This is a genomic window from Microbacterium sp. SWDP-B6, from assembly GCF_059803615.1.
On record NZ_JAPFGV010000015.1, the window covers coordinates 77,183 to 97,814 of the forward strand.

The window sequence follows — 20,632 nt, forward strand, 5'->3', positions numbered from 1 at the left end:
TTCGTTCTCGTTCGACCGGGATCAGCCGGCCGCGGGCTGGAGCTGCGGGTAGACCGCCTCGAGCGGCGCGCTGAGCCCGGCCTTGAGCTGCACGGAGATCTCGTCGGCGAGCACCTCGTACTCCCCGCGTTCGGTCGCGTCGAGGATCGCACGCACCAGCTCGGCGGGGTCGGTCTTGGGGTCCGACACGTGCTCTGCCATCGCCGTGTCGACATAGCCGACATGCACGCCGACGACGTGCACGCCCGAGGGAGCCAGCTCGAGACGGAGCGAGTTGGTGGCCGACCACAGCGCCGCCTTCGTGGCGCTGTAGATGCCGCCGACGGCGAACCAGGCGAGAGCGGAGTGGATGTCGATGACCGTCGCTCCGTCGCGACCCGACAACAGCGGGGCGTAGGCCCTGGTCAGGAAGAGCGGTCCGAGGAAGTTCGTCTCGACGTTGTGGCGGATCTCATCGTCCGTATGCGTGAGGATCCCCGCGGTCGGCACAGAGGCGCCGGCGTTGTTGATGAGCACCGTCACATCAGGTGCCGCCTCGACGACGGCGCGGATCGACTCCGCATCCGTGACGTCGAGTCGCAGGGGCACCACCCGCTCGTCGGCCCACTCGCGCGGCGTCCGCGCCGTGGCGTACACCTTGGCCGCTCCGCGCGCGAGCGCCTCCTCGACGAAACGGGTGCCGATGCCCCCGTTCGCTCCGGTGATGAGGACTACTGCGCCGTCGAGTGAAGGCATGGAATGCTCCTTGATGTTTGGGACAATGTGGTGTCTGCTGAGTTCGCACGTAAGCGACTGCAGTCATAACTGAGCCCAATCAGTTTATATTCCCGAGAGGACGAGATGTCGACCCCAGCACCGACCCTCGGGCGCCGCGAGCGCAACAAGCAGCAGAAGCTCGAGCGCATCACCGCGGCCGCGACTGAGCTGTTCGCGCAGCACGGCATCGACGACGTCACCACCCAGCAGATCGCCGAGAAGGCAGATGTCGGCACGGGCACGCTGTTCCTGTACGCCAAGACGAAGGGCGAGCTGCTGCTGCTCGTGCAGAACGCGCACTACGCTGTCGCGCTCGAGACCGGACGTGCGGCCGCCGAGGCGACACCGGACACGCTCGACGCCGCTATGGCTCTCCTCCGCCCGATCATCGAGTGCAATCGCGCCCAGATCGAGAACGGCCGCACCTATCTCCGCGAGATGGTGTTCGGCAATCCGACCGACTCGCACCATGCCGAGGCTCTGCGCATCGTGGGCGACACCGAGAACGCGCTGGCGGACATCCTGCGGCGCGATCCGACCATCGACGACAATCGGGCTGCCGCACTCGCCCGGATCGTGTCAGCGGTGATGTTCGTCACGATGGCGGCGAGCGTCAATGCCGAGGCGAGCATCGATGAGATCGCCCAGGACGTGAGGGCGCAGGTCGACGCACTGCTCCGCCCCTGAGCCCGATCGCCCGCCGGTGTCTCAGCGCCGGATCGAGTCGTGGAACGGGTTCGGCTCGAGGGTGATGTCGGTCGTCGCGTCGGCCCAGGTGCCGCCGTCGCCGGACGCGCGGCCGCGGCGCAGAGCAGCGAGGAGCGCCGTCGCAGGCACCCCCACGGCGAGAGCAGCAGCGCCGCCGAGGGTGCGGTCCTTCGAGCCGAGCACGCTCGCGCGGTGCCACGCCTCGTGAAGCGCGCCGCCTCGGGCTGCCGGCACGCGCTTCGCCGGCAGAGCACCGGCCCGGCGCAGAGCGACCAGCTGCTCGACGTGGTTCCACCAGGTCGACTCGGCCGCCGGGTGGAAGTAGTTGTCTCGCAGCCAGGCGGGGTGCGGATGCCGGAATCGACCGGCCACGACCTCGTTGCGCCCGCCGAGCAGCCCACTGCCGACGAAGACGGTGTTGAGCAGGCTCTTGCTGACGCCGAACGAATCGAGCGCGATCACAGGCACACCGAGTGCCACGGCTTCGACGGCCGCGGTCGAGCTGACGGTCACGAGTCCGGCCGCCGTCGAGAGCGCGGCAGCCATCGAGGAGTAGGAGACCACGAGGTTGTCGGGACGCCGGGCAGGCAGCAGCTCGAGATACGGATCGCGCTCGAGGTGGGTCTCGGACTCCCCTGGGCGCGAGCGCAGCTTGACGACGACTCGACGATTCGGGTCGGCCTCGGCTGCCCTGACGAGGGTGGCGGCGATCTCGGCGCGTTCGTCCCGTCCGACCGGCACCAGGGCCTGCGCCGCGAACACGATGTCGGTCGCCGGCATCCGCACGGCGCTCGGAGTCGGAGGACGATCGGCGATGAGGGTTCCTGCGGGGTGGCCTGCGTCTGCGCCGAGCACCCGGGCCCGGTCAGCGGCGAGCATCCGCGATCGCGATCGGGCGAACGGCAGTGTGGCCAGCGCCGTCGGCACCTGCACGCCGATCCGGTGGCCCAGCTCGGCGAACGCGCGTTCCTCACGGTGGGAGTGCACCACGAGCAGGTCGGCATGGCGGCGGTACTCGAGGGCGCCCCGCTGGGCGGGGATCGCCATTCCCGGCAGACCCGCTACGACCACCGGGCGGTGCGAGAGCGTGTCGACCAGGCGCCCCATCAGGCGCACGAACGGCCCGCGCCCGGCGAGCAGGACGACGTCGGGACGCTGTCCCTCGAGCCACGCGGCAGCCTGCGTGAAGCCGATGCGGGTGACGTCGTCCGACAGCATCCCGGTGCCGGCCAGCGCCGTGCGCTGCTGATCGACGCTCGCGGCCAGCGGTGTCTGCACCAGCAGCAGATGCGGACGGATGCCGGGCACACTGCCGAGCAGCGACGCCGACCACTTCACGAACGAGTCGGCGTCGGCGATCGCGACGACCCGCAGTGCGCCCGACCTGCTCGTGCCCGGTTCGCTCATGCGGAGATGCGCCGCAGCTTCGCCATGGGCGCGCGCTCGCTCTCGAACACGCGCTTGACTCCGTCGCCCAGAGCCATCTCGATCACACGGATGTCGCGCACGAGGTGCTCGAGGCCGGTGGGCTCGAGGGATGCCGCATGGTCGGAGCCCCACATCGTGCGGTCGAGCGTGATGTGGCGTTCGACGGCGACCGCGCCGATCGCGACGGCGGCGAGAGAGATCTGCAGACCGCGCTCGTGGCCGGAGTAGCCGACCGGCACTCCGGGGTAGCGGTCGCGCAGCGTGGCGATCGCGCGGAGGTTGGCCTCCTCGGGCTCGAGCGGGTAGGTCGACGTGGCGTGCATGAGCACGACGCGGTCGGTGCCGAGCGTGGACAGGGCGCGGTCGATCTGCTCGATCGTCGACATGCCGGTCGAGAGGATGATCGGCTTGCCGGTCTCGCGCAGCGCGAGGAGCAGCTCGGTGTCGGTGAGGCTCGCCGAGGCGACCTTGTGAGCCACGACGTTGAGGTCTTCGAGGAACTCGACGCTGGGCACGTCCCAGGGGGACGCGAACCAGTCGAGTCCGAGCATCGTGGCGTGGTCGCCGATGGCGATGTACTCGTCGCGGCCGAACTCGACGCGGCGACGGTAGTCGAGGTAGCTCATGGTGCCCCACGGCGTCTCGCGCGGGACATCGCGCATGTGCTCGGGGGTGGAGATCTCGGGAGTGCGCTTCTGGAACTTCACCGCGTCGGCTCCCGCCTTCGCCGCGACGTCGATCAGACGCTTGGCGATGTCGACGTCGCCGTTGTGGTTGAGGCCGATCTCCGCGATGACATAGGCGGGGTGGCCGCCGCCGATCACGCGTGAGCCGATGCTGACAGTCATGGTTCCTCCGGTCGTCGAAATGGCCTTCTCCCCTGAGTACGCGCCGAGAATGAACGCCACACGACAGGAGGGTTACCGGCACCGGTCAGGCGGGCAACACCCGTTCGATCAGCTCGCGGACGGCACCATGTCCGCCGGCGCGGCTCAGCACGACACGGGCCGCCTCCAGCACGAGGGGATGCGCGTCGGCCACCGCGACCGGCCAGCCGACGATGCGCAGGGCCGGGAGATCGTTGACGTCGTTGCCGAGGTACGCGATGTCGGCGAGCGGGATGCCGACCTCCTCCGCCCACCCCCGCAGCGCCGACTCCTTGTCGTCGATGCCGTGCAGCACCGGCACGCGGAGTTTCTCTGCCCGAGCGCGCACGACGGCGTTGACCTCGGTCGAGAGGATGAGCATCGGGATGCCGGCGCGCCGCAGCAGCGACACCCCCATGCCGTCCTCGCGGCTCACCCGCACGCGTTCGACGCCGTCGGCGTCGACGGTCGCGGTGTCGTCGGTGTGCACCCCGTCGAAATCGGTGACGATCGCTCGCACCGGCACCCGCTCAGGGCTCTCGTGGAGGGCAGCGAGCGCGCGGGCGATGCGCAGCTGCTGTTCGTCGTCGATCTCGATCGCCGTCCACTCGGGCACCTCGGCGATGCGGATGCGGCCGAAGAAGCGATGCCTCGCCTCGCGGAAGCCGTCGGCGCGGAACACGTAGAACGCCCCCGTCTCGAGGAAGTGCGGCTCGCGATCCTGACGCCGCGGGCGATGCGCGGCATCGTGGTTGAGTGCGACGGCCGCGCCGGCATCCGCTCGCCCTTCGCCGCTCGATTCTCCTCGGCCGCGGCGCGACCACAGGAATCCATAGGTCTCGTGGGCGGCGAACACGCTGTCTGCCCTGCGCTCGCGCACCTCGCGCACCGCACTCGACAGGGCGTCCTGGGCGATGAACGGCGAGGTCGCCTGCAGGAACGCGACCACCTCGGCCGGCTCCCCCTCGCCTTCGAGCACGTCGAGCGCATGCAGGATCGCGGACTCCGACGAGGCCGTGTCGCCGGAGATGTCCGCCGGTCGCCGCACGACTCTCGCCCCAGCTGCCTCGCTCACCGCGGCGATCTCATCGTCATCGGTCGAGACGACCACGAGGTCGATGCCGTCGGTCTCCGACGCAGTGCGCACGGCCCGTTCGATGAGCGGCACCCCGCCGACGCGTCGCAGGTTCTTGCGCGGCACGCCCTTAGACCCGCCTCGCGCCGGGATGATCGCGACGACCCTGCCCGCTGCTGCCGTCTGCCGTTCCGCGCTCATGTCGCTCGTCCCCTCGCCGTCGTCGCCCGTCATCGCTGTCACCCTGCTCATCGCCCTCTGAGCACCCGCCATGCGCGGGCGAGTCTGCGCCGCGCTGCGAGCACTGTGAGCCTCGCCTGCTCGACCCGGCCGATGCCGCCGACCGGGCGCAGCGCTCGACGCACGGCCGTCTCGCGCGGGGCTCCCGGGAGGCGCAGCTCGGCCAGCCTCTCGGGGGCGAAGTACCGATCTCGATCGGAGGGACGGATGCCGCTCAGCAGCTGCTCGGCCCGACCGCGGAGGTGCCCGGCGACGACGGGCTGCATGGCATAGCCGACCGCGTCGATCAGCAGCTGCATGCGCTCAGGGTCGCGATACGGGGAGTCTGCTCGGGTGAGCGCATCGACGATCGTCGCCGGCACCCGGTTGCTGTTCTCATACGGAGTCAGCCGCGCGAGCACGGTGTCTGCCCCGACCGCATCGATCTCGCGGCCGAACAGCGCCTGCACGGTCGGCAGCGCGGTCGAGAACCCGGCGATGACGGCTGTCGCGTCGATGCGTTCGGCCAGCATCTCTGCGGCGAGCGCGCCGCGGTACTCGCGGAAGTCGACGCCGTGCACCCGTGCCCGGTCGCGCAGAGCGTCGCTCAGTCGAGGCGGGGCGGCGGGGTGCGGTTTGAAGACGATGTGCTGCGGTCGCCGGCTCGCCGCGCGGTCGATCATCTCCTTCTGCAGCGCGATCTCCTCGCCCTCGCTGACCAGTCCGAGAGCCGAGAGGTACTGCCCGAGCACGAGCACGGTCGACTCCCCATCGAGAGCGCTGTCGAGCTCTGCCGTGTCGTCGACCGCCGCGGCGGTCTCGCAGAGCACCGCGCGGAACAGGTCGGGTGAGACCGGCACCGGCGTCGCGGTGGGCGCACCCACCAGCGGTGTCAGTCCCGGCACCACGTCGGCGTGCACGACGCGACCGATCCGAGCAGTCACCGTGTGCGGCATCCGCACCCGCATCGGCGAGTACGTCATCAGCCCGTCGCCGATGATCGTGAGTCGCGCGTGCGGGAAGAGCAGCATCAGGGTGCGCGCCGGGGCGATCTGCGGGCTCTGCACGAGCAGTTCGAGGTCGCCGGGGTCGATGTTCCACGCCCGGAGCAGCAGGCGGCGCAGCAGCGGCAGGTCCGAAGCATGGGGCTTCCACGAGCTCGGATGCAGGGGGCCGAGCATCGCGTCGAGATCTTCGATGCGGTCGAACCTGTCGCGGAGGCTCGCCAGTGCGGGGTCGGCGGCGATGCTCACCGATGTCTCGGGCACTCGCGACGACACGAACGGAACGAGGATGCGCTCACCGTGGTCGCCGAGCAATCCGCCGTCGAGCGCTGCGGCTGCGGTGGCCAGCCCGTAGGCGCTGTGCACCGCGAAGAGCTGCGTCATGCGGCGATCCCGACCGTGCGCAGCAGCGGCGCCAGCACGCGGCGCCGGGGTCCGTCGAGACGCGACAGCACCGCCGATGCCTCTCGTTCAGGCAGACGACCGAGCAATGCGCGCAGGCCGGCACGCATCTCGCCGCGCAGCGACGGGGTCATCCTCCTCGACCGCACGAGGTGGCGCGACGAGAGCGCCATCACGCTCCACACCGCCTTCGGCAGGAACCGGTCGGACTCGGCATCCGCCTCGACGATGTCGAGCACCTCACCCATCGCGCGCACGAAGTCGAGCTGTCGCCGGTCGCGCACCTGGGTGAGCGATGTCGACACCCCGCGGCGGTAGAGCAGGGCCGGGGCGTCGACCACCGCGAACGAGCGGGCCTGCAGGTGCAGCCGCCAGATCCACGGTCGATCCTCGGCGGTGAAGAGGCCCGGTGTGAAACCCGCGAGCCCCTGGTCGATCAGGCGTCGGTGCATGATCCCGGCCCAGGCGAACGGGTAGTCGACCATGGTCGGCTCGTCGTCGGGCAGGATCGCCTCACGCGGCGAACCGACGGTCTCCCGCCACGGGTACGGCGCCGGCACGAGGGCGCGCACGCCGGCCTTCACCGTGACGTGGTCGGTGCGGAGGAAGTCGCAGCCCAGCTCGTTCAGCCGCCGGGCCAGCACCGAAAGTCGCTGGGGCTGCATCCAGTCGTCTCCGTCGAGGAAGCAGAAGGCGTCGCCCTCGACATGCTCGAGCCCCTGGTTGCGGGCACTCGCGAGCCCTTTCGGCCGAGGGTTGACGATGACCTCGGCGTGCGGGAACCGCTCGGCGTATCGCCTCATGAGCGTGCCGGTGTCATCGCGCGAGCCGTCGTCGATCGCCACGAGCTTGAGCGAGGCAGGGTCGTCGAACTGCCGTGTCAGCGTCTCGAGCGTCGTACCGATGTAGGCGCCTGCGTCTTTCGCGGGCAGGATGACGGTGACGAGCGGTGTGCGCACAGAACTCCCCCGGGTCGACGGTCTCGGAATGCTCGCAGGCGCTCCTTGCCGGTCGGGGGCCGGCGGGTGAACGCACGGTGACGCGATATCGGCCGACCCACCGGTGCCCTCTGCCGGATTCGCACCTGGCCCGACGATCGGCGACGATGGGTGCATGCTCTGGCCGTTCGGAACCACCTGGCGCCCGGTGCGCCAGAAGCGCCGCGCCACGGTCGACCTGCGGTGGCTGAGCGCTCGCACCTGGACGCGCCGCTGGTATCCGCAGGGCGTCGATCTCGGTCTGTGGCACGGGCGCCGCACACTCGCTGTCAGCTGGTTCCGTCAGCGGCTCGACGGTCACCACCTGGCGTCCCGCGTCGCGTTCGTCGACCTCGAGCGCTCTCGCCATCTCGACGTGCTGCTCGCCATCGACGAGGGCGGAGAGCTGCAGCCCGCCCCGATCCATGCCGGCGGCCTCGCGTGGTTCGACGATCGGCTGTTCGTCGCGGCGACCGGTCGCGGCATCTGGGAGTTCGATCTCGCCGACATCCGCCGGGTGCGGGGCGCCGAGGCGCGACGCATCGCCGGTGCGAGCGGTCGAGGCCTGCGCGCCTCCGCACTCGTCGCGGTGCGCACCCGCGTGCACCCGATCGAGCTGCGGTGCTCATATCTGGGTCGCGTGTTCGACGACGACGGCACGCCACTGCGGCGAGTGCTCATCGGCGAGTACACGAAAGACGACGCGGGGCGGATCGCGGAGTTCACGGTGCCCGACGCCGATGACGATGACTTCCGCGAAGAGAGCCGCTTCACCCCCGGCATCACGCAGATGCAGGGAGCGGCACGCTGGGGCGACCGGCACTTCGTCTCGCAGTCCGACGGCATGCGCCCCGGCGCGCTGTGGACCGGCAGCCGGGACGCCCTGGTGCGCGATCGGGTGCCCCTGCCCGTCGGCTGCGAGGATCTCGCTCTCGACCTCGACGCGAAGCTGCTGTGGTCGCTCGGCGAGCACCCGTGGAAGCGCGTCGTACGCGGCATCCCCTTCCAGTCGCTCGGCCTGGACGGCTGACAGCAGACCCCTCAGCTCGCGAACGTAGACTGTGCGGGTGAAGAACCGTGCACCTTTCCTCGTCTACACCGTGCTGCGTCTGCTGGCCTTCCTCGTGCCGCTGGCGATCATGTGGTTCTTCTTCCCGATCTTCCGCGAGTACTGGTGGCTCGCCGCGATCTTCGCCGCCCTCATCGGCATGAGCATCTCGATGCTGTTCCTGCGCCGACCTCTCACCGATGCCTCAGCGCGGATCGTCGAGCGTCGCGGAGGCCGCAGCTCCGCCGAGCAGGACGATGCGGATGCCGAGGATGAGGCGATCGACGGTCCCAGGCGCCACGACTCCGGAAGCACCGAGTCGACGCCGCGCGGCTGAGACCGAGAACAGCTCTCTCGTCGCGCCCGGTCATCGATCGGCGGGCGCGACTCACAGCTCCTCGATGACGGCGACGATCGACTGGCGATCGTGTCGGTCGAGCGCCGCGCACCGATCGATGATGGTTGCGACGGCGACGGGGTCGGCGCGCAGGCGGTCCGTCGGCCACCGCACGACGTTCTCCGACGTCGTGAGCACGATCACTCGTCCCCCCGGGAAAGCTGCGAGGAGCGAACTCCAACTCACGGTTTCGCTCGCCCCGAGAACGCGAACGGCCGTGACGCCATCGGCGTTCAACCGAATGGCGACGGATCGGACGCTCTGCACGACGAGCCGCACTGCATGCACGAGTCCGGCGGCGAGAACGAGCGCGAAGGCGCCGAAGAACATCGGCAGGTCTAGACCGGGCGTGATCCACACCACGACGAAGAGGATCGACGCTGTGGCGAGCGCGACGAAGAAGAGGATCGCGAGTGCGACCGCACCGCGGTAGGTGCGGAACGTCACACCATCGGATTCGATATCCGCGACCACATGGCCCTCACCCCACGACGGCGCGCGCCCGTCGAGCACACGCTCCAGCACACCCGCACCCACCATGGCGGCGACGAACGCGTAGAGCGCCGGTTGCCCGGACGCCACGACGAAGGCCAGACCCACGAGCAGCAGAGCGCCGAGCGCGACAACTGTTCATGGTGGCGCCTGCGTGGGAGGCTCCGCCCGCTCCTGGCGACGCGCCTGCACGACGAAGCCGTCGATCCGCCGAGATCCCTTCGGCATGCCTAGCTCTCGGCATCCGTCATCAGTTGAACCACTCGCCGATGCCGGTCGTGTCGACGAACCAGTCGCCGACCTTCTCGCCGATATCCCCCACAACGATCAGCCGGCGAGCGCCCAGAAGAACGCGCCGGCGTAGAGGAGTGCGGTCAGCGATGTCAGGGCCAGTGCCGTGACCAGCTCTTTCGCCTGGCGGTAGGTCCAGACGATGAGGATGGCCGGGAGTCCGGCGAGCAGCGCGAGCAGACCGATCCACGCGATCGGGTACAGCAGCGCGATCAGCACAAGGATGCCGAAGGGCACGATCACGAACAGAGTGAACAGCACCTGGGTCGCCCGCTTGCCGATCAGCACCGTCAGGGTGCGCTTGCCGACCACGCGATCCTGGTCGATGTCGCGCAGGTTGTTGGCGAGCAGCACAGCACAGGCGAAGAGACCGGCGGCGATCGCTCCGAGCCATGCCTGCTGCGGCAGCTCGAAGACCTGCACCCACGTGGTGCCGAGGGTCGCGACGAGTCCGAAGAAGATGAAGACGAACACCTCGCCGAGCGCGTTGTATCCATAGGGTCGCTTGCCGCCGGTGTAGAACCAGGCGGCGATGATGCAGGCCGCACCGATTGCCAGCATCCACCACTGCTCGGTGCGGATGACGATCGCGACGCCGACCGCCGCGGCGAGCGCGAAGAACACGAGAGCCGCGACGAGCACGGTGCGCGGCTTCACCCGACCGGATGCCGTCAGTCGAGCCGGCCCCACACGCACGGCGTCCGTGCCGCGGATGCCGTCGCTGTAGTCGTTCGCGAAGTTGACGCCGATCTGCAGCAGCACGGCGACCGCGAGGCACGCCAGGGCGATCACCCAGTGGAACTCCGGACCGGTGCTGCGTGCGGCGCCTGTGCCGATGACGACCGGGGCGACGGCGAGCGGCAGCGTGCGCAGACGGGCGGCGCCGATCCAGTCGCCCAACGTCACGGGCCCGGCGTCGATGACGGCCTGGCTCGCGGGGTTGCCGCTCGCCCGCTTCGCGGGATTGCCGCTCACACGGGTCTGGTTCTTCTTGCGCTTCGAGGATGCTGCCACGCAGGGAATCCTACTGGGGCCGCCGATGGACGACGCGCGGACGATGCCGCGGGCTCAGCCCCGGCGGAAGGTCAGATGCGTGACTCCCGACTCGGCGACCTCGGACTCGACGTCGTAGCCGTTCTCGATCCCGCGCAGACCGTCCCAGATGCGCTCGCCTCGGCCGAGCACGAGCGGGTTCACGGCAAGGTGCACCCGATCGACCAGTCCCGCCCCGAGGAACTGCCGCACCACGTCGATACCGCCGCCGATGCGCACATCGCCCCCGTTCGCGGCGTCCAGAGCACGCGGCAGCACCTCTTCCGGGCTTCCGTCGACGAAGTGGAAGACGGTGCCGTTCGCGAACTCGATCGAGTCGCGCGCAGTATGGGTGAGAACGAAGACCGGCACCTCGAACGGCGGTTCATCGCCCCACCAGCCGCGCCACTGCCGATCGTCCGGGAACTGGTGCAGACCGAACATCCCGGCGCCCATGATCTCGGCGCCGATCCCCTCGAAGTAGGCGTGGGCGTACTTCTCGTCGACTCCGGTCGTGCCTGCTCCTGAGTCGTCACCGAGCACGCGGCTGCGGAACGTCCGCGTCGCGGCGTAGGCAGCGACCAGACGCGGCCAGTCGTCGCCGAAGGGGTTCTCCGGTGTCTGGTCGGTGGTGGTCGCGAATCCGTCGAGGGAGACGTTGAGATCGACGCGGACGGCCATGATTCTCTCTCTTCTGTCGTGTGCCGGGAGACGCAGGTCAGGGGTTCGGGTTGCTGTCTTTGCCGTCGAGCCAGAGGGTGTCGGACGCGTCACCGTGCGCTCCGCCCTTGCCGACGTGCTTGTCGCTGATCTGCGGGCCTTTGAGGATCACGTGCACCATCGCCTGCGCATGACCGTGGCCCAGGCCGTAGTCCTGCTTGAGCCAGTTGAGGACCACGGTCGACTTGGTCGACTCGTCGAACCCCTGCTCCTTGGCGAGTGCGATGAACTGGCGAGGCGTGAGGCCGGTCTGGGTCTCGACCTTGTCGAGGTATGCCTGGAAGGACATGGATGCTCCTGGGAGTCAGCGCTGGCGTGGGATCCTCTGCGACGAGAGATCTGTCACAGTATGGCCGGTGCGACGCCGTTCTTCCAGAGTGCGATCAGGTGTTCGAAACCAGGATCAGGCGTCGGGGGCGACCGAGATGATCGGCCGGTGCTCGTAGTAGGTCTGCAGCACGACCGTCGTGCGGGTGCTGACGTTCGCCGCGAGGCGGATGTCGCGCACGAGCTCTTCCAGCGCGCGCGGCGATGCGACCCGCACGAACAGCATGTAGCTGGCGTCGCCGGCGATCGAATGGCACGCCTCGATCGCGTCGAGGTGCTCGAGAAGCTCGGGGGCGTTGTCGGGCTGGGCCGGGTCGAGAGGGGTGATCTCGATGAACGCCGAGAGAGGGGTGCCGACCAGCTCGGGGTCGAGGATCGCACGGTAGCCGGTGATGACGCCTCTGGTCTCCAGGCGACGGAGTCGCGACTGGACGGCCGAGACGGAGAGCCCGACGGCGTCGGAGAGCTGAGACAGCGTCGCACGCCCGTCTCGTGAGATCTCGGCCAGGATCGCGCGGTCGACGGAGTCATCCATGGATGTAATATTATCGTCAGGATTCCGTATATGCCGGAATCTTTCCGTGAAAGTCTCCGATCGGAGGTCCCGATGTCCATCATTTCCGCCAACAGCTCCGCTGCACAGGCCATCGTCGGCGAACCCGAGGTCGTCGAAGACGCATCGACCGCGGAATCCTCCGCAGCGTGGGCGCAGCTCAAGGACGCGGCGATCGCGATCCGCGAGATGCAGATCAAGGACGGCTCGATCCCGGATGCTGCGCACCACGCCGCAGCCCGCGTTCTCGTCGGGGCGGTCACCGCCGGCATCCGCGCCCTCGCTCCGGCCTTCCCGCACGACGCCGAGTACCTCGCCGCATCGATCGTCGATTTCGACCGCTGGGTCTCCGAGGGATTCGGCGTGCCGGACTTCTTGGATTCGCTCATGGCCTTCCAGCCTCAGCAGCACCGGGTCGACGGCATCCGTCATCTGGTCGTCTTCCCGATGTACACGCAGAACGGCTCGAGCGATCGCCTCGTCGAGGCGCTCATCGTCGAGACCATCTGGCCCGAGTTCATCGCTGCGCTCGAGGCCGGCGACTACGGCAACAAGCTGTTCGTCTCGCTGCGGCTCGTCGACTTCACGCCCGGGTACGACACGAACTCGGCCGTGCTGTTCCCCGAGACCGTCGCGATGCGCGAGATCCCCTCGTTCACGTGGGGCGCGATCTTCCAGGACCGTGAAGCCGCCCGCTACCGTCGGGTCACCCGCGCGGCCGCCGAGATCACCAAGCTCGAGCTTCCCGAGCGCGCCGCCGCGATGCTCGACGACCAGGCGCTGACCGAGCGCGCGTTCGTGATGTGGGACATCATCCACGACCGCACCCACATGCGCGGCGACCTGCCGTTCGACCCGTTCATGATCAAGCAGCGGATGCCGTTCTTCCTCTACTCGCTCGAAGAGCTGCGGTGCGACCTGACCGCGTTCCGCGAGTCGGTGAACATCGAGCGGTCCCTGCGTGCGCGTGCCGAGGCCGGCGAGAGCCTCTCCGACTCCGAGCACGAGATGCTCGACCACGCGGACCTCGTGCAGTACGCCGTGATCTTCGACCGGATCTTCCGCTTCGCGATCACCGGATCGCGCGTGCGCAACTACGACGGTCTCGGTGGACAGCTGCTGTTCGCCTGGCTGCACCAGCGCGGCGTGCTGCACTGGACCGACACCGCCCTCGCGTTCGACTGGGCTGCCGTGCCCGATGCGGTCGTCGCCCTCGGCGATGCGATCGACGAGCTCTACTGGCGCTCGATCGATCGCCCGAAGACGGCTCACTGGCTGGCCGCCTACGATCTCGTCCGTTCCGTGCTCACCCCGAACCCCGCCTCGCGTTGGGCCCGCGGCCTTCCGGACGAGATCCTCGCCGGCGCCCCGAAGGGTTTCACCGACGCGGTGCTGGACGACGAGTTCCCCCTCTCCATGTTCTTCGAAGCCCTCGACAAGAAGATGAAGCCGGTCATCGAGTCGACCGTCGGCATCCGGGGCACCGACGACTGACTCGCGCATTTCTGGGGTCCGGTCGCGGGGGCGATCGGACGCAGCGTCTGCGGCCATTCCTGCCCGGGGTGGCCGCAGCACTGTTCCTTCGAGAGAGTTGAGCACATGAGCGTCACCGACAGAACCGTCCTTCTCGCCGGAGCCACCAGCCCTTCGGGACTCGCGCTCGCTCGGGCACTCGTCGACGCCGGGGCGCAGGTGATCGCCACCGGTCGCTCCGCCGAGCGGCTGCAGTCGCTGCGGTCGATCGGAGCCCAGGTCGAGGTGGCTGACGCGACCTCACTCGAGGCGATGACGGAGCTGGCCTCACGGCTCGACACGGTTGACGCGGTGATCCCGCTGGTCGGCGGCTGGCGCGGCGGCGGCGGGCTCGCCGGGCAGTCCGATGACGACTTCCGCGCCCTCCTGCCGGCGCTCGATGCGGTGCGTGCGACCAGCCGGGCGTTCGACGGTGCACTGCGTGCGTCGGATGCCGGACGTTTCGCGATCGTCTCGTCCACCGCCGTGGGGCGCCCTCTGGCGGGCGGTGCGAACTACGCGGCCGTCAAGGCGGCGAGCGAGGCGTGGACACGCGCCGTGGCTCAGGGCTTCGCCAAGGCGGCCGGGGATGCCGGGGAGCCGCTGCGCGCGGCATCCGTCGTGTTCCGGGCGAAGGCGCTCGACCCCGAGTCACTCGCACCGCGTGTGCTGGCCCTGTGGGACGGCGACGCCGCCGATCTCAACGACCAGATCCTCACGCTCGACTGACCCGGTCGACCGCGGCTAGCGACGCGCGTCGGGCACTTCGGGCGGCAGCCCCCGCAGCGGCGGCGGGGAATCTGCGATGCGGTCGTCGACGCTGCGATTCGCGACCGCGTCTGCCCCTGCAGCGTCGCTGGCATCGCCGTCCTCCACAGCATCCTCGCCGTTCGGATCCTGCTCCGGGGCGTTCGCATAGAGCTCGGTGAGCTTGCGATACGACTTCGTGAAGAACGCGAGTGTGGCAGCCACCACCATGATGATGCCCGCGAACAGGCAGATCAGCGCTATGCCCCGAGCATCCCCCGTGCCGAGCAGCCACTCCCACTGCTGCTGCCCCTCGGAGGTCTTCATGTACGGGATGATCAGGAACTCGGCGATCGGCGCGATCAGGAACGCCGTGATGGGGGCGGCTGCGGCCTCCATCGCGGCGGCGACGCCGAACACGCGCCCCTGCCGGTCGTAGCGGACCACCTTCTGGATGATCGTCTGCTCCGCCGCCTCGACGGGAGGCACGAGAGCCATGTAGATCCACATGCCGATCACATAGAGCGGCCACCACTCGCGCAGCATGAAGAGCGAGCCGAGGATGCCCATCGCGATCACGACCAGCAGCAGCGTGCGCATCGGCTTCGCGCCGAGGCCGAACTTCGCCACGAGCCCGCCGCCGATCAGGAACCCGGTCGACGCGAACGCGAGAGCGAACCCCCACATCTGGGCGTCGAAGAGGGTGAGACCGTAGGGGTCCATCAGCGCCATGTACACGCCGCCGATGAGGTTGTTGAAGGTCGAGAAGATGATCAGCGCGAACAGCCCGGGCGCCAGCCTGATGGCCGCCACGCTGCCGCGGAAGTCGAGTGCGCTCTTGGCGTCGGGGTCGGGGTGCGGTGCCCCCTCGGGGATGCGGATGAAGAGCAGGTGCACGAACGTCAGCACCATCGCGCCGATCGCGATCGCCAGAGTCCACCCCATGCCGAGGAAGCCGATCGAGAGCCCCGAGAACACGCTCGTCACGAGGAAGGCCAGCCCCTGCACCGTGCCGACGAGGCCGTTGGCGTTGGCCCGCCGGTCTTCGGGCACCAGCAGCGTGACCGTGGTCGAGAGCGCGATGTTGCGCAGCTGCTCGATGACCCCGCCGAACAGGATGATCGCCGAGAACAGCCAGAACCACGGGCCGCCGAGGTCGAGCAGCGCCGACTCGGGCTGCCAGACGTAGAGCACCCCCGCAATCAGGAACGCGACCGCCGAGATGACGCTCGAGAGCAGCATCACCGTGTGCTTGCGGTTGCGATCGACGATCGTGCCGAAGATCATCGCGAAGAAGGCGACGAACAGCATGTAGGCGCCGCCGATGATGCCGGTCGCGAGCACCGACTGCGTCTCGATGTACACCCAGAACGTCAGCGCGAACCACAGGAAGCTCGTCGTCACGTTCGCGATGAGCGTGTTGACGAGGACGTTCGCGAAGGCCGTCTTCGCTGCGGTGCGCTCCATGATTAGAGGGTAGGCGGGGCCTCGGACATTCGGTAGGGCGGTTCCGCAGCGCGGCGTCAGCGGCCGGCATCCGGCAATAGGCTTGTGCGGTGAGTATTCAGCATGACCCCGCCGTCCGGGGCTTCGCCAGCGACAACTATTCCGGCGTCCACCCCGAGGTCCTCGCGGCCATCGCAGCGGCGAACGGCGGCCACCAGGTCGCATACGGCGAGGACGCCTACACTGCGCGTCTGCAGGAGGTCTTCCGCGCGCACTTCGGAGAGGGCGTCGAGGCCTTCCCGGTGTTCAACGGCACCGGCGCGAACGTCACCGGCCTGCAGTCGATGCTGCCCCGCTGGGGCGCCGTCATCGCGGCGTCCACCGCTCACATCAACGTCGACGAAGGCGGTGCCCCCGAGCGGATCGGCGGGTTCAAGATCCTCGCCGTGCCGACGGACGACGGCAAGCTCACGCCCGAGCTCGTCGACCGCGAGGCCTGGGGCTGGGGCGACGAGCACCGCGCACAGCCGCTCGTGGTCTCGATCACGCAGTCGACCGAGCTCGGCACCCTGTACTCCGTCGACGAGATCCGCGCGCTCGCCGACCACGCGCACGAACGCGGCATGATGCTGCACCTCGACGGCGCACGCATCTCGAACGCGGCCGCGGCCCTCGACGTGCCGTTGCGCGCCTTCACCCGCGACGCCGGTGTCGACGTGCTCAGCTTCGGCGGCACGAAGAACGGAGCCATGCTCGGCGAGGCCATCGTGGTGCTGAACCCCGAGGCGTCGACGGGTCTGCAGTACTCCCGCAAGTTCAACATGCAGCTCTCGTCGAAGATGCGGTTCGTCTCGGCGCAGCTCATCGCGCTGCTCGAGGGGGACCTGTGGCTGCGCAACGCCCAGCACGCGAACGCCATGGCCCAGCGCCTGCGCGGCGCGATCGAGGCCGGCATCGCCGCCGGCGAGATCACCGGAGTGTCGTTCACGCAGCCGACCCAGTCGAACGGCGTCTTCGCGACGCTTCCCGACGGCATCGCCGACCGGCTGCGCGAGAAGTTCCGCTTCTACGACTGGGATGCCGCGCGCAACGAGGTCCGCTGGATGTGCGGGTTCGACACCGAGGAGTCCGACGTCGACGAGTTCGTCGCAGAGCTCGCGCGCCTCACCACGCGCTGAGAATTCGGTCGCGGCGCCCGCGACCGACGAGAGAGACCCACCATCAGAAGTCGTGACGGTGGGTCTCTCGCGTATGCGGTGACTGCGCCGCTAGCGGAGCAGACCGAGATTCGCGAGCGCCAGACGGATGAGCGTGCCGCGCCCACCCTCCATCTCGGCGGCGACCGTGTCCGACGCCGCCGCCTCCGGCGAGAACCACGTGACCTCGAGCGCGTCCTGTCGCGGCTCGCACGTGCCGGTGACCGGCACCACGAACGCGAGCGAGACGGCGTGCTGACGGTCATCGTGGTAGGCGCTGACCCCCGGGATCGGGAAGTACTCGGCGACCGTGAACGGCAGTGGCTGGGGCGGAAGCAGCGGGAACGCCATCGGGCCCAGGTCGTTCTCGACGTGGCGGAACAGCGCATCGCGGATCGTCTCGCCGAACCGGACTCGACCCGAGACGATCGTGCGCGTCATCTCGCCCATGGGGGTCGACCGCAGCAGGATGCCGATCTCGGTCACCTGGCCTGAACCGTCGGTGCGCACCGGGATCGCCTCGACGTAGAGCATCGGCAGGTGGCGTCTCGCCTCTGCGAGCTCGTACTCGCTCAACCACCCCGGATTGGAGTCGCGCGAGGGCTGTGCGGAGCCGAAACCCTCGAGGCCGTCGTCGGGCTCGGGATCGGGATCAGGTGTGCGGACGGACATGTCTCCTTTCTACCAGCCGCATCCTCGCCCGAACACCGACTTGCGGCCACGACCGGCATACGATCCGACGATCAGCGCCTGCGCGTGTCGGAAGGCGCTGGCAGGATGGACGAGTGAGCGAAGAACTGATGATCGACGGGCTCCTCACGCGCTGGTCGACCGAAGATCGCGCGGGGATGCCGCTGCTGGTGCTGCTGCACGGATACGGCGCCGACGAGCACGACCTGTTCGGCTTGGTGCCGTATCTGCCCGAGGGCGTCGCGGTGGCATCCGTCGCCGCCCCGCTCGCACCCCCGTGGCCGATGCCGGGGCGCTCCTGGTATGCCATCGAGGGCCTCGACGGCCGCAGCGCCGCGTCGGTGACGCTGGCGGCAGAGGCATTCCTGCGCTGGCTCGACGATGCGCGGGAGGATGCTCCTGCGGTGGCTCTCCTCGGCTTCTCGCAGGGCGCCGCCGTCGCGCTCCAGGCCATGCGCCTCGCCCCGCAGAGCATCGACACCGTGGTGGCGCTCAGCGGCTACGCCGCGGCCGGCGAGCTTCCGGGTGACGAAGCGCTGACCGAGTCGCGACCGCACGTCTTCTGGGGCCGAGGCACGAACGACCAGGTGATCCCCGAGGCGCTGGTCGCCCACACCGCAGAGTGGCTGCCCTCGCACTCCGAGCTGTCAGGGCGGGTCTACACCGGACTCACGCACAGCATCTCGGAGGAAGAGCTCCGCGACGTGCACGTCTTCCTCACGAAATGGCTGGAGCGGGCCGCCAAGGCCTGATCGAGCTTGTCCGCAAGTGCGACACGCCCGGGGTTGCGAAAGTCCGACACGCCCGGGTATCGTCGTGGAGTCCTGTCCGCCGTGTCTGGAAGTCCTTTGATCTGATCCGTCGCCTCCGCGCTCACCTTTCCGCGCGCTGACCCGACGATCGCCGACTCCACGGCAGACCACGCCCGCTGTCCTCCGACAGCGCCCCGCTCAGACGGGCCCTCGGGCGACCGGTGTCAGTGCACCCTCGCACTCGACAGGAGACACCATGTCAGTACCCACCCTCCACGCGTCGGTCACCCTCGACCGACTCACCTTCACCTGGCCGGACGGCACCACCGCGCTCGACTCGGTCTCGGGATCGTTCGGCTCCGGTCGCACCGGGCTGGTCGGCCGCAACGGCGCCGGCAAGTCGACGCTGCTCCGCCTCATGGCGGGCGAGCTGAGTCCCACGACCGGATCCCTCACCACGACTGGCGAGGTCGCGTACCTGCCGCAGCAGCTCACGCTCGACGTCGACCGCCGGGTGTCCGAGCTGCTCGGAGTCGCCGAAGCCCTCGATGCCGTCCGAGCGATCAGCGCGGGCGATGTCGACCAGGCGCACTTCGACGCGGTCGGCGACGACTGGGACATCGAGGCACGAGCCGAGCAGTCCCTGGCCGAGGCGGGCCTCGCCCCCGAGTTCCTCGACCGACGTGTCGGCGAGCTGTCGGGCGGTGAGGCGGTGCTGGTCGCGATCGCCGGCATCCGTCTGCGGCGTGCACCGATCACCCTGTTCGACGAGCCGACCAACAATCTCGATCGGGACGCGCGCGCGAAGCTGGCAGCCATGGTCAGATCGTGGACGGGCACGCTCATCGTGGTCAGCCACGACCTCTCGCTGCTCGAGCTGATGGACGACACCGCCGAGCTCTACGCCCAGACGCTGAGCGTGTTCGGGGGCCCGTACTCCGAATGGCGAGCCTGGCTGGATGCCGAGCAGGAGGCCGCCAGGCAGGCAGAGGTCACGGCGAAGCAGGAGTTCCGCAAGGAGAAGCGTCAGCGCATCGAGGCCGAGGTCAAGCTCGCGCACCGGTCGCGCACGGCGAAGAAGGCGGAGATCGAGAAGCGAGTGCCGAAGATCATCGCGCACGGTCGCAAGATGGCCGCCGAGGTGTCGGCAGGAAAGCTGCGCACCGAGGTCGGCGCGAAGGAGGATGCCGCTCGCACCGCGCTCGATGAGGCTGGGCGGCGTCTGCGCTCGGATGCGTCGATGAAGATCGAGCTTCCCGACCCGCAGGTGTCGCGCTCGCGGCGCATCGCCATGATCGGCGACGGCGAACGGTCATGGATCATCCAGGGCCCCGACCGCGTCGCCCTGATCGGGCGCAACGGCGCCGGAAAGACGACGCTGCTCGAGCGGTTGGTGGCCGGAGCCGGCGTCGGCGGCGGCGTCGGCGTCGGCGTCGGCGTCGGCGTCGGCGTCGGCGAGTCAGCACCGATGCCGACGATCGGTCCGGATGACGGCTCTACCGCCCTCTCGGAGGAATCCCTGCTGAATACGGAACGGCCGGCGCTGACGGCGACGGCGCTCACCGACCGCATCGGCTACCTGCCGCAGCGGATCGACGGGCTCGACGAGAACCGGTCGGTGTTCGAGAACATCGCGGATGCCGCGTCGCAGGTGCCCGAGAAGGAGCTGCGCAACCGGCTCGCCAGGTTCCTCATCCGAGGAGCCACGGCCGAGCGCCCTGTCGCCGCCCTGTCTGGCGGCGAACGCTTCAGGGTGTCGCTGGCCAGGCTGCTGCTCTCGGATCCCGCACCGCACCTCGTGGTGCTCGACGAGCCGACGAACAACCTCGACATCGACACCGTCGACCAGCTCGTCGAGGCGCTGCGGGCCTACCGCGGGGCGGTGCTGGTCGTGAGTCACGACGACGCGTTCCTCGCCCGTCTCGACCTGGGACTCACGCTCGAGATCGACGCCGAGGGCGCGCTGCACGAGGCGCTCTGACGAGGTGGGGGGG

Annotated in this window: 21 protein-coding genes; 8 read left to right on the forward strand and 13 right to left on the reverse strand. The window is 69.2% G+C overall.

The window, feature by feature from the left end; all coding sequences use genetic code 11:
• Positions 1-21: 21 nt before the first annotated feature.
• On the reverse strand, positions 22-735 hold the full coding sequence (locus tag OPU70_RS15875; protein ID WP_056373941.1) for an SDR family oxidoreductase: 714 nt from the start codon (positions 733-735) through the stop codon (positions 22-24).
• A gap of 105 nt (positions 736-840) precedes the next feature.
• Between OPU70_RS15875 and OPU70_RS15880 the strand changes: the two genes are divergently transcribed.
• Entirely contained in the window at positions 841-1,443 is a 603-nt protein-coding gene (locus OPU70_RS15880; protein ID WP_498558222.1) for a TetR/AcrR family transcriptional regulator, read from the forward strand.
• 21 nt (positions 1,444-1,464) lie between these two features.
• Here the strand turns inward: OPU70_RS15880 and OPU70_RS15885 are convergent, their stop codons facing one another.
• The 5 genes from OPU70_RS15885 to OPU70_RS15905 all read right to left on the reverse strand — a co-directional run bounded on the left by OPU70_RS15885 (position 1,465) and on the right by OPU70_RS15905 (position 7,417).
• Positions 1,465-2,871 (reverse strand): DUF6716 putative glycosyltransferase, encoded by a 1,407-nt coding sequence (locus OPU70_RS15885; RefSeq protein ID WP_052492883.1) that lies wholly within the window; start codon positions 2,869-2,871, stop codon positions 1,465-1,467.
• On the reverse strand, positions 2,868-3,740 hold the full coding sequence (locus tag OPU70_RS15890) for an N-acetylneuraminate synthase family protein (protein ID WP_042538646.1): 873 nt from the start codon (positions 3,738-3,740) through the stop codon (positions 2,868-2,870). The genes OPU70_RS15885 and OPU70_RS15890 overlap by 4 nt, the downstream gene beginning before the upstream one ends.
• A gap of 85 nt (positions 3,741-3,825) precedes the next feature.
• Positions 3,826-5,034 carry a cytidylyltransferase domain-containing protein gene (locus OPU70_RS15895; RefSeq protein ID WP_498558227.1) on the reverse strand — a complete coding sequence of 403 codons (1,209 nt, stop codon included), beginning with the start codon at positions 5,032-5,034 and terminating at the stop codon, positions 3,826-3,828.
• A 47-nt stretch (positions 5,035-5,081) separates the two neighbouring features.
• Complete coding sequence (locus OPU70_RS15900; RefSeq protein WP_498558223.1) at positions 5,082-6,440, reverse strand: polysialyltransferase family glycosyltransferase; 1,359 nt, start codon at positions 6,438-6,440, stop codon at positions 5,082-5,084.
• The gene (locus tag OPU70_RS15905; RefSeq protein ID WP_042538642.1) at positions 6,437-7,417 is read right to left on the reverse strand and encodes a glycosyltransferase family 2 protein; all 981 of its coding nucleotides are present in this window, start codon (positions 7,415-7,417) and stop codon (positions 6,437-6,439) included. The genes OPU70_RS15900 and OPU70_RS15905 overlap by 4 nt, the downstream gene beginning before the upstream one ends.
• A gap of 154 nt (positions 7,418-7,571) precedes the next feature.
• Between OPU70_RS15905 and OPU70_RS15910 the strand changes: the two genes are divergently transcribed.
• Together OPU70_RS15910 and OPU70_RS15915 are read left to right on the forward strand one after the other, a co-directional pair.
• Positions 7,572-8,465 carry a hypothetical protein gene (locus tag OPU70_RS15910; RefSeq protein ID WP_042538640.1) on the forward strand — a complete coding sequence of 298 codons (894 nt, stop codon included), beginning with the start codon at positions 7,572-7,574 and terminating at the stop codon, positions 8,463-8,465.
• A gap of 37 nt (positions 8,466-8,502) precedes the next feature.
• Positions 8,503-8,820 carry a DUF4229 domain-containing protein gene (locus OPU70_RS15915; protein WP_153302242.1) on the forward strand — a complete coding sequence of 106 codons (318 nt, stop codon included), beginning with the start codon at positions 8,503-8,505 and terminating at the stop codon, positions 8,818-8,820.
• Positions 8,821-8,871: 51 nt separating this feature from the next.
• Here the strand turns inward: OPU70_RS15915 and OPU70_RS15920 are convergent, their stop codons facing one another.
• The 5 genes from OPU70_RS15920 to OPU70_RS15940 form a co-directional block, all read right to left on the reverse strand.
• Entirely contained in the window at positions 8,872-9,480 is a 609-nt protein-coding gene (locus OPU70_RS15920; protein WP_498558224.1) for a hypothetical protein, read from the reverse strand.
• A gap of 219 nt (positions 9,481-9,699) precedes the next feature.
• Positions 9,700-10,677, reverse strand: a complete 978-nt coding sequence (locus OPU70_RS15925) for a 1,4-dihydroxy-2-naphthoate polyprenyltransferase (RefSeq protein WP_042538638.1) — start codon at positions 10,675-10,677, stop codon at positions 9,700-9,702.
• Positions 10,678-10,731: 54 nt separating this feature from the next.
• On the reverse strand, positions 10,732-11,379 hold the full coding sequence (locus OPU70_RS15930; RefSeq protein WP_455905641.1) for a dihydrofolate reductase family protein: 648 nt from the start codon (positions 11,377-11,379) through the stop codon (positions 10,732-10,734).
• Between the two features lie 34 nt (positions 11,380-11,413).
• Complete coding sequence (locus tag OPU70_RS15935) at positions 11,414-11,704, reverse strand: DUF4287 domain-containing protein (RefSeq protein WP_455905432.1); 291 nt, start codon at positions 11,702-11,704, stop codon at positions 11,414-11,416.
• A 114-nt stretch (positions 11,705-11,818) separates the two neighbouring features.
• Entirely contained in the window at positions 11,819-12,277 is a 459-nt protein-coding gene (locus OPU70_RS15940) for an Lrp/AsnC family transcriptional regulator (protein ID WP_079113436.1), read from the reverse strand.
• A gap of 72 nt (positions 12,278-12,349) precedes the next feature.
• On the opposite strand from OPU70_RS15940, the gene OPU70_RS15945 reads away from it, so the two are divergent.
• Both OPU70_RS15945 and OPU70_RS15950 read left to right on the forward strand, forming a co-directional pair.
• Positions 12,350-13,789 carry a DUF6421 family protein gene (locus OPU70_RS15945; RefSeq protein ID WP_498558225.1) on the forward strand — a complete coding sequence of 480 codons (1,440 nt, stop codon included), beginning with the start codon at positions 12,350-12,352 and terminating at the stop codon, positions 13,787-13,789.
• 105 nt (positions 13,790-13,894) lie between these two features.
• Positions 13,895-14,536 carry an SDR family NAD(P)-dependent oxidoreductase gene (locus OPU70_RS15950; RefSeq protein WP_455905433.1) on the forward strand — a complete coding sequence of 214 codons (642 nt, stop codon included), beginning with the start codon at positions 13,895-13,897 and terminating at the stop codon, positions 14,534-14,536.
• Between the two features lie 15 nt (positions 14,537-14,551).
• Here the strand turns inward: OPU70_RS15950 and OPU70_RS15955 are convergent, their stop codons facing one another.
• Positions 14,552-16,021 (reverse strand): MFS transporter, encoded by a 1,470-nt coding sequence (locus OPU70_RS15955; RefSeq protein WP_311878082.1) that lies wholly within the window; start codon positions 16,019-16,021, stop codon positions 14,552-14,554.
• Positions 16,022-16,110: 89 nt separating this feature from the next.
• On the opposite strand from OPU70_RS15955, the gene OPU70_RS15960 reads away from it, so the two are divergent.
• On the forward strand, positions 16,111-17,178 hold the full coding sequence (locus tag OPU70_RS15960; RefSeq protein WP_042538623.1) for a threonine aldolase family protein: 1,068 nt from the start codon (positions 16,111-16,113) through the stop codon (positions 17,176-17,178).
• Between the two features lie 90 nt (positions 17,179-17,268).
• Here the strand turns inward: OPU70_RS15960 and OPU70_RS15965 are convergent, their stop codons facing one another.
• Positions 17,269-17,868, reverse strand: a complete 600-nt coding sequence (locus tag OPU70_RS15965; RefSeq protein ID WP_042538622.1) for an NUDIX hydrolase family protein — start codon at positions 17,866-17,868, stop codon at positions 17,269-17,271.
• Between the two features lie 113 nt (positions 17,869-17,981).
• Here OPU70_RS15965 and OPU70_RS15970 point away from each other — a divergent pair, with 113 nt between their 5' ends.
• Both OPU70_RS15970 and OPU70_RS15975 read left to right on the forward strand, forming a co-directional pair.
• Positions 17,982-18,638, forward strand: a complete 657-nt coding sequence (locus tag OPU70_RS15970; RefSeq protein ID WP_455905435.1) for an alpha/beta hydrolase — start codon at positions 17,982-17,984, stop codon at positions 18,636-18,638.
• Between the two features lie 256 nt (positions 18,639-18,894).
• Positions 18,895-20,619: an ABC-F family ATP-binding cassette domain-containing protein gene (locus OPU70_RS15975; protein ID WP_498558226.1), complete on the forward strand. Its 1,725-nt coding sequence runs from the start codon at positions 18,895-18,897 to the stop codon at positions 20,617-20,619.
• Positions 20,620-20,632 lie beyond the last annotated feature (13 nt).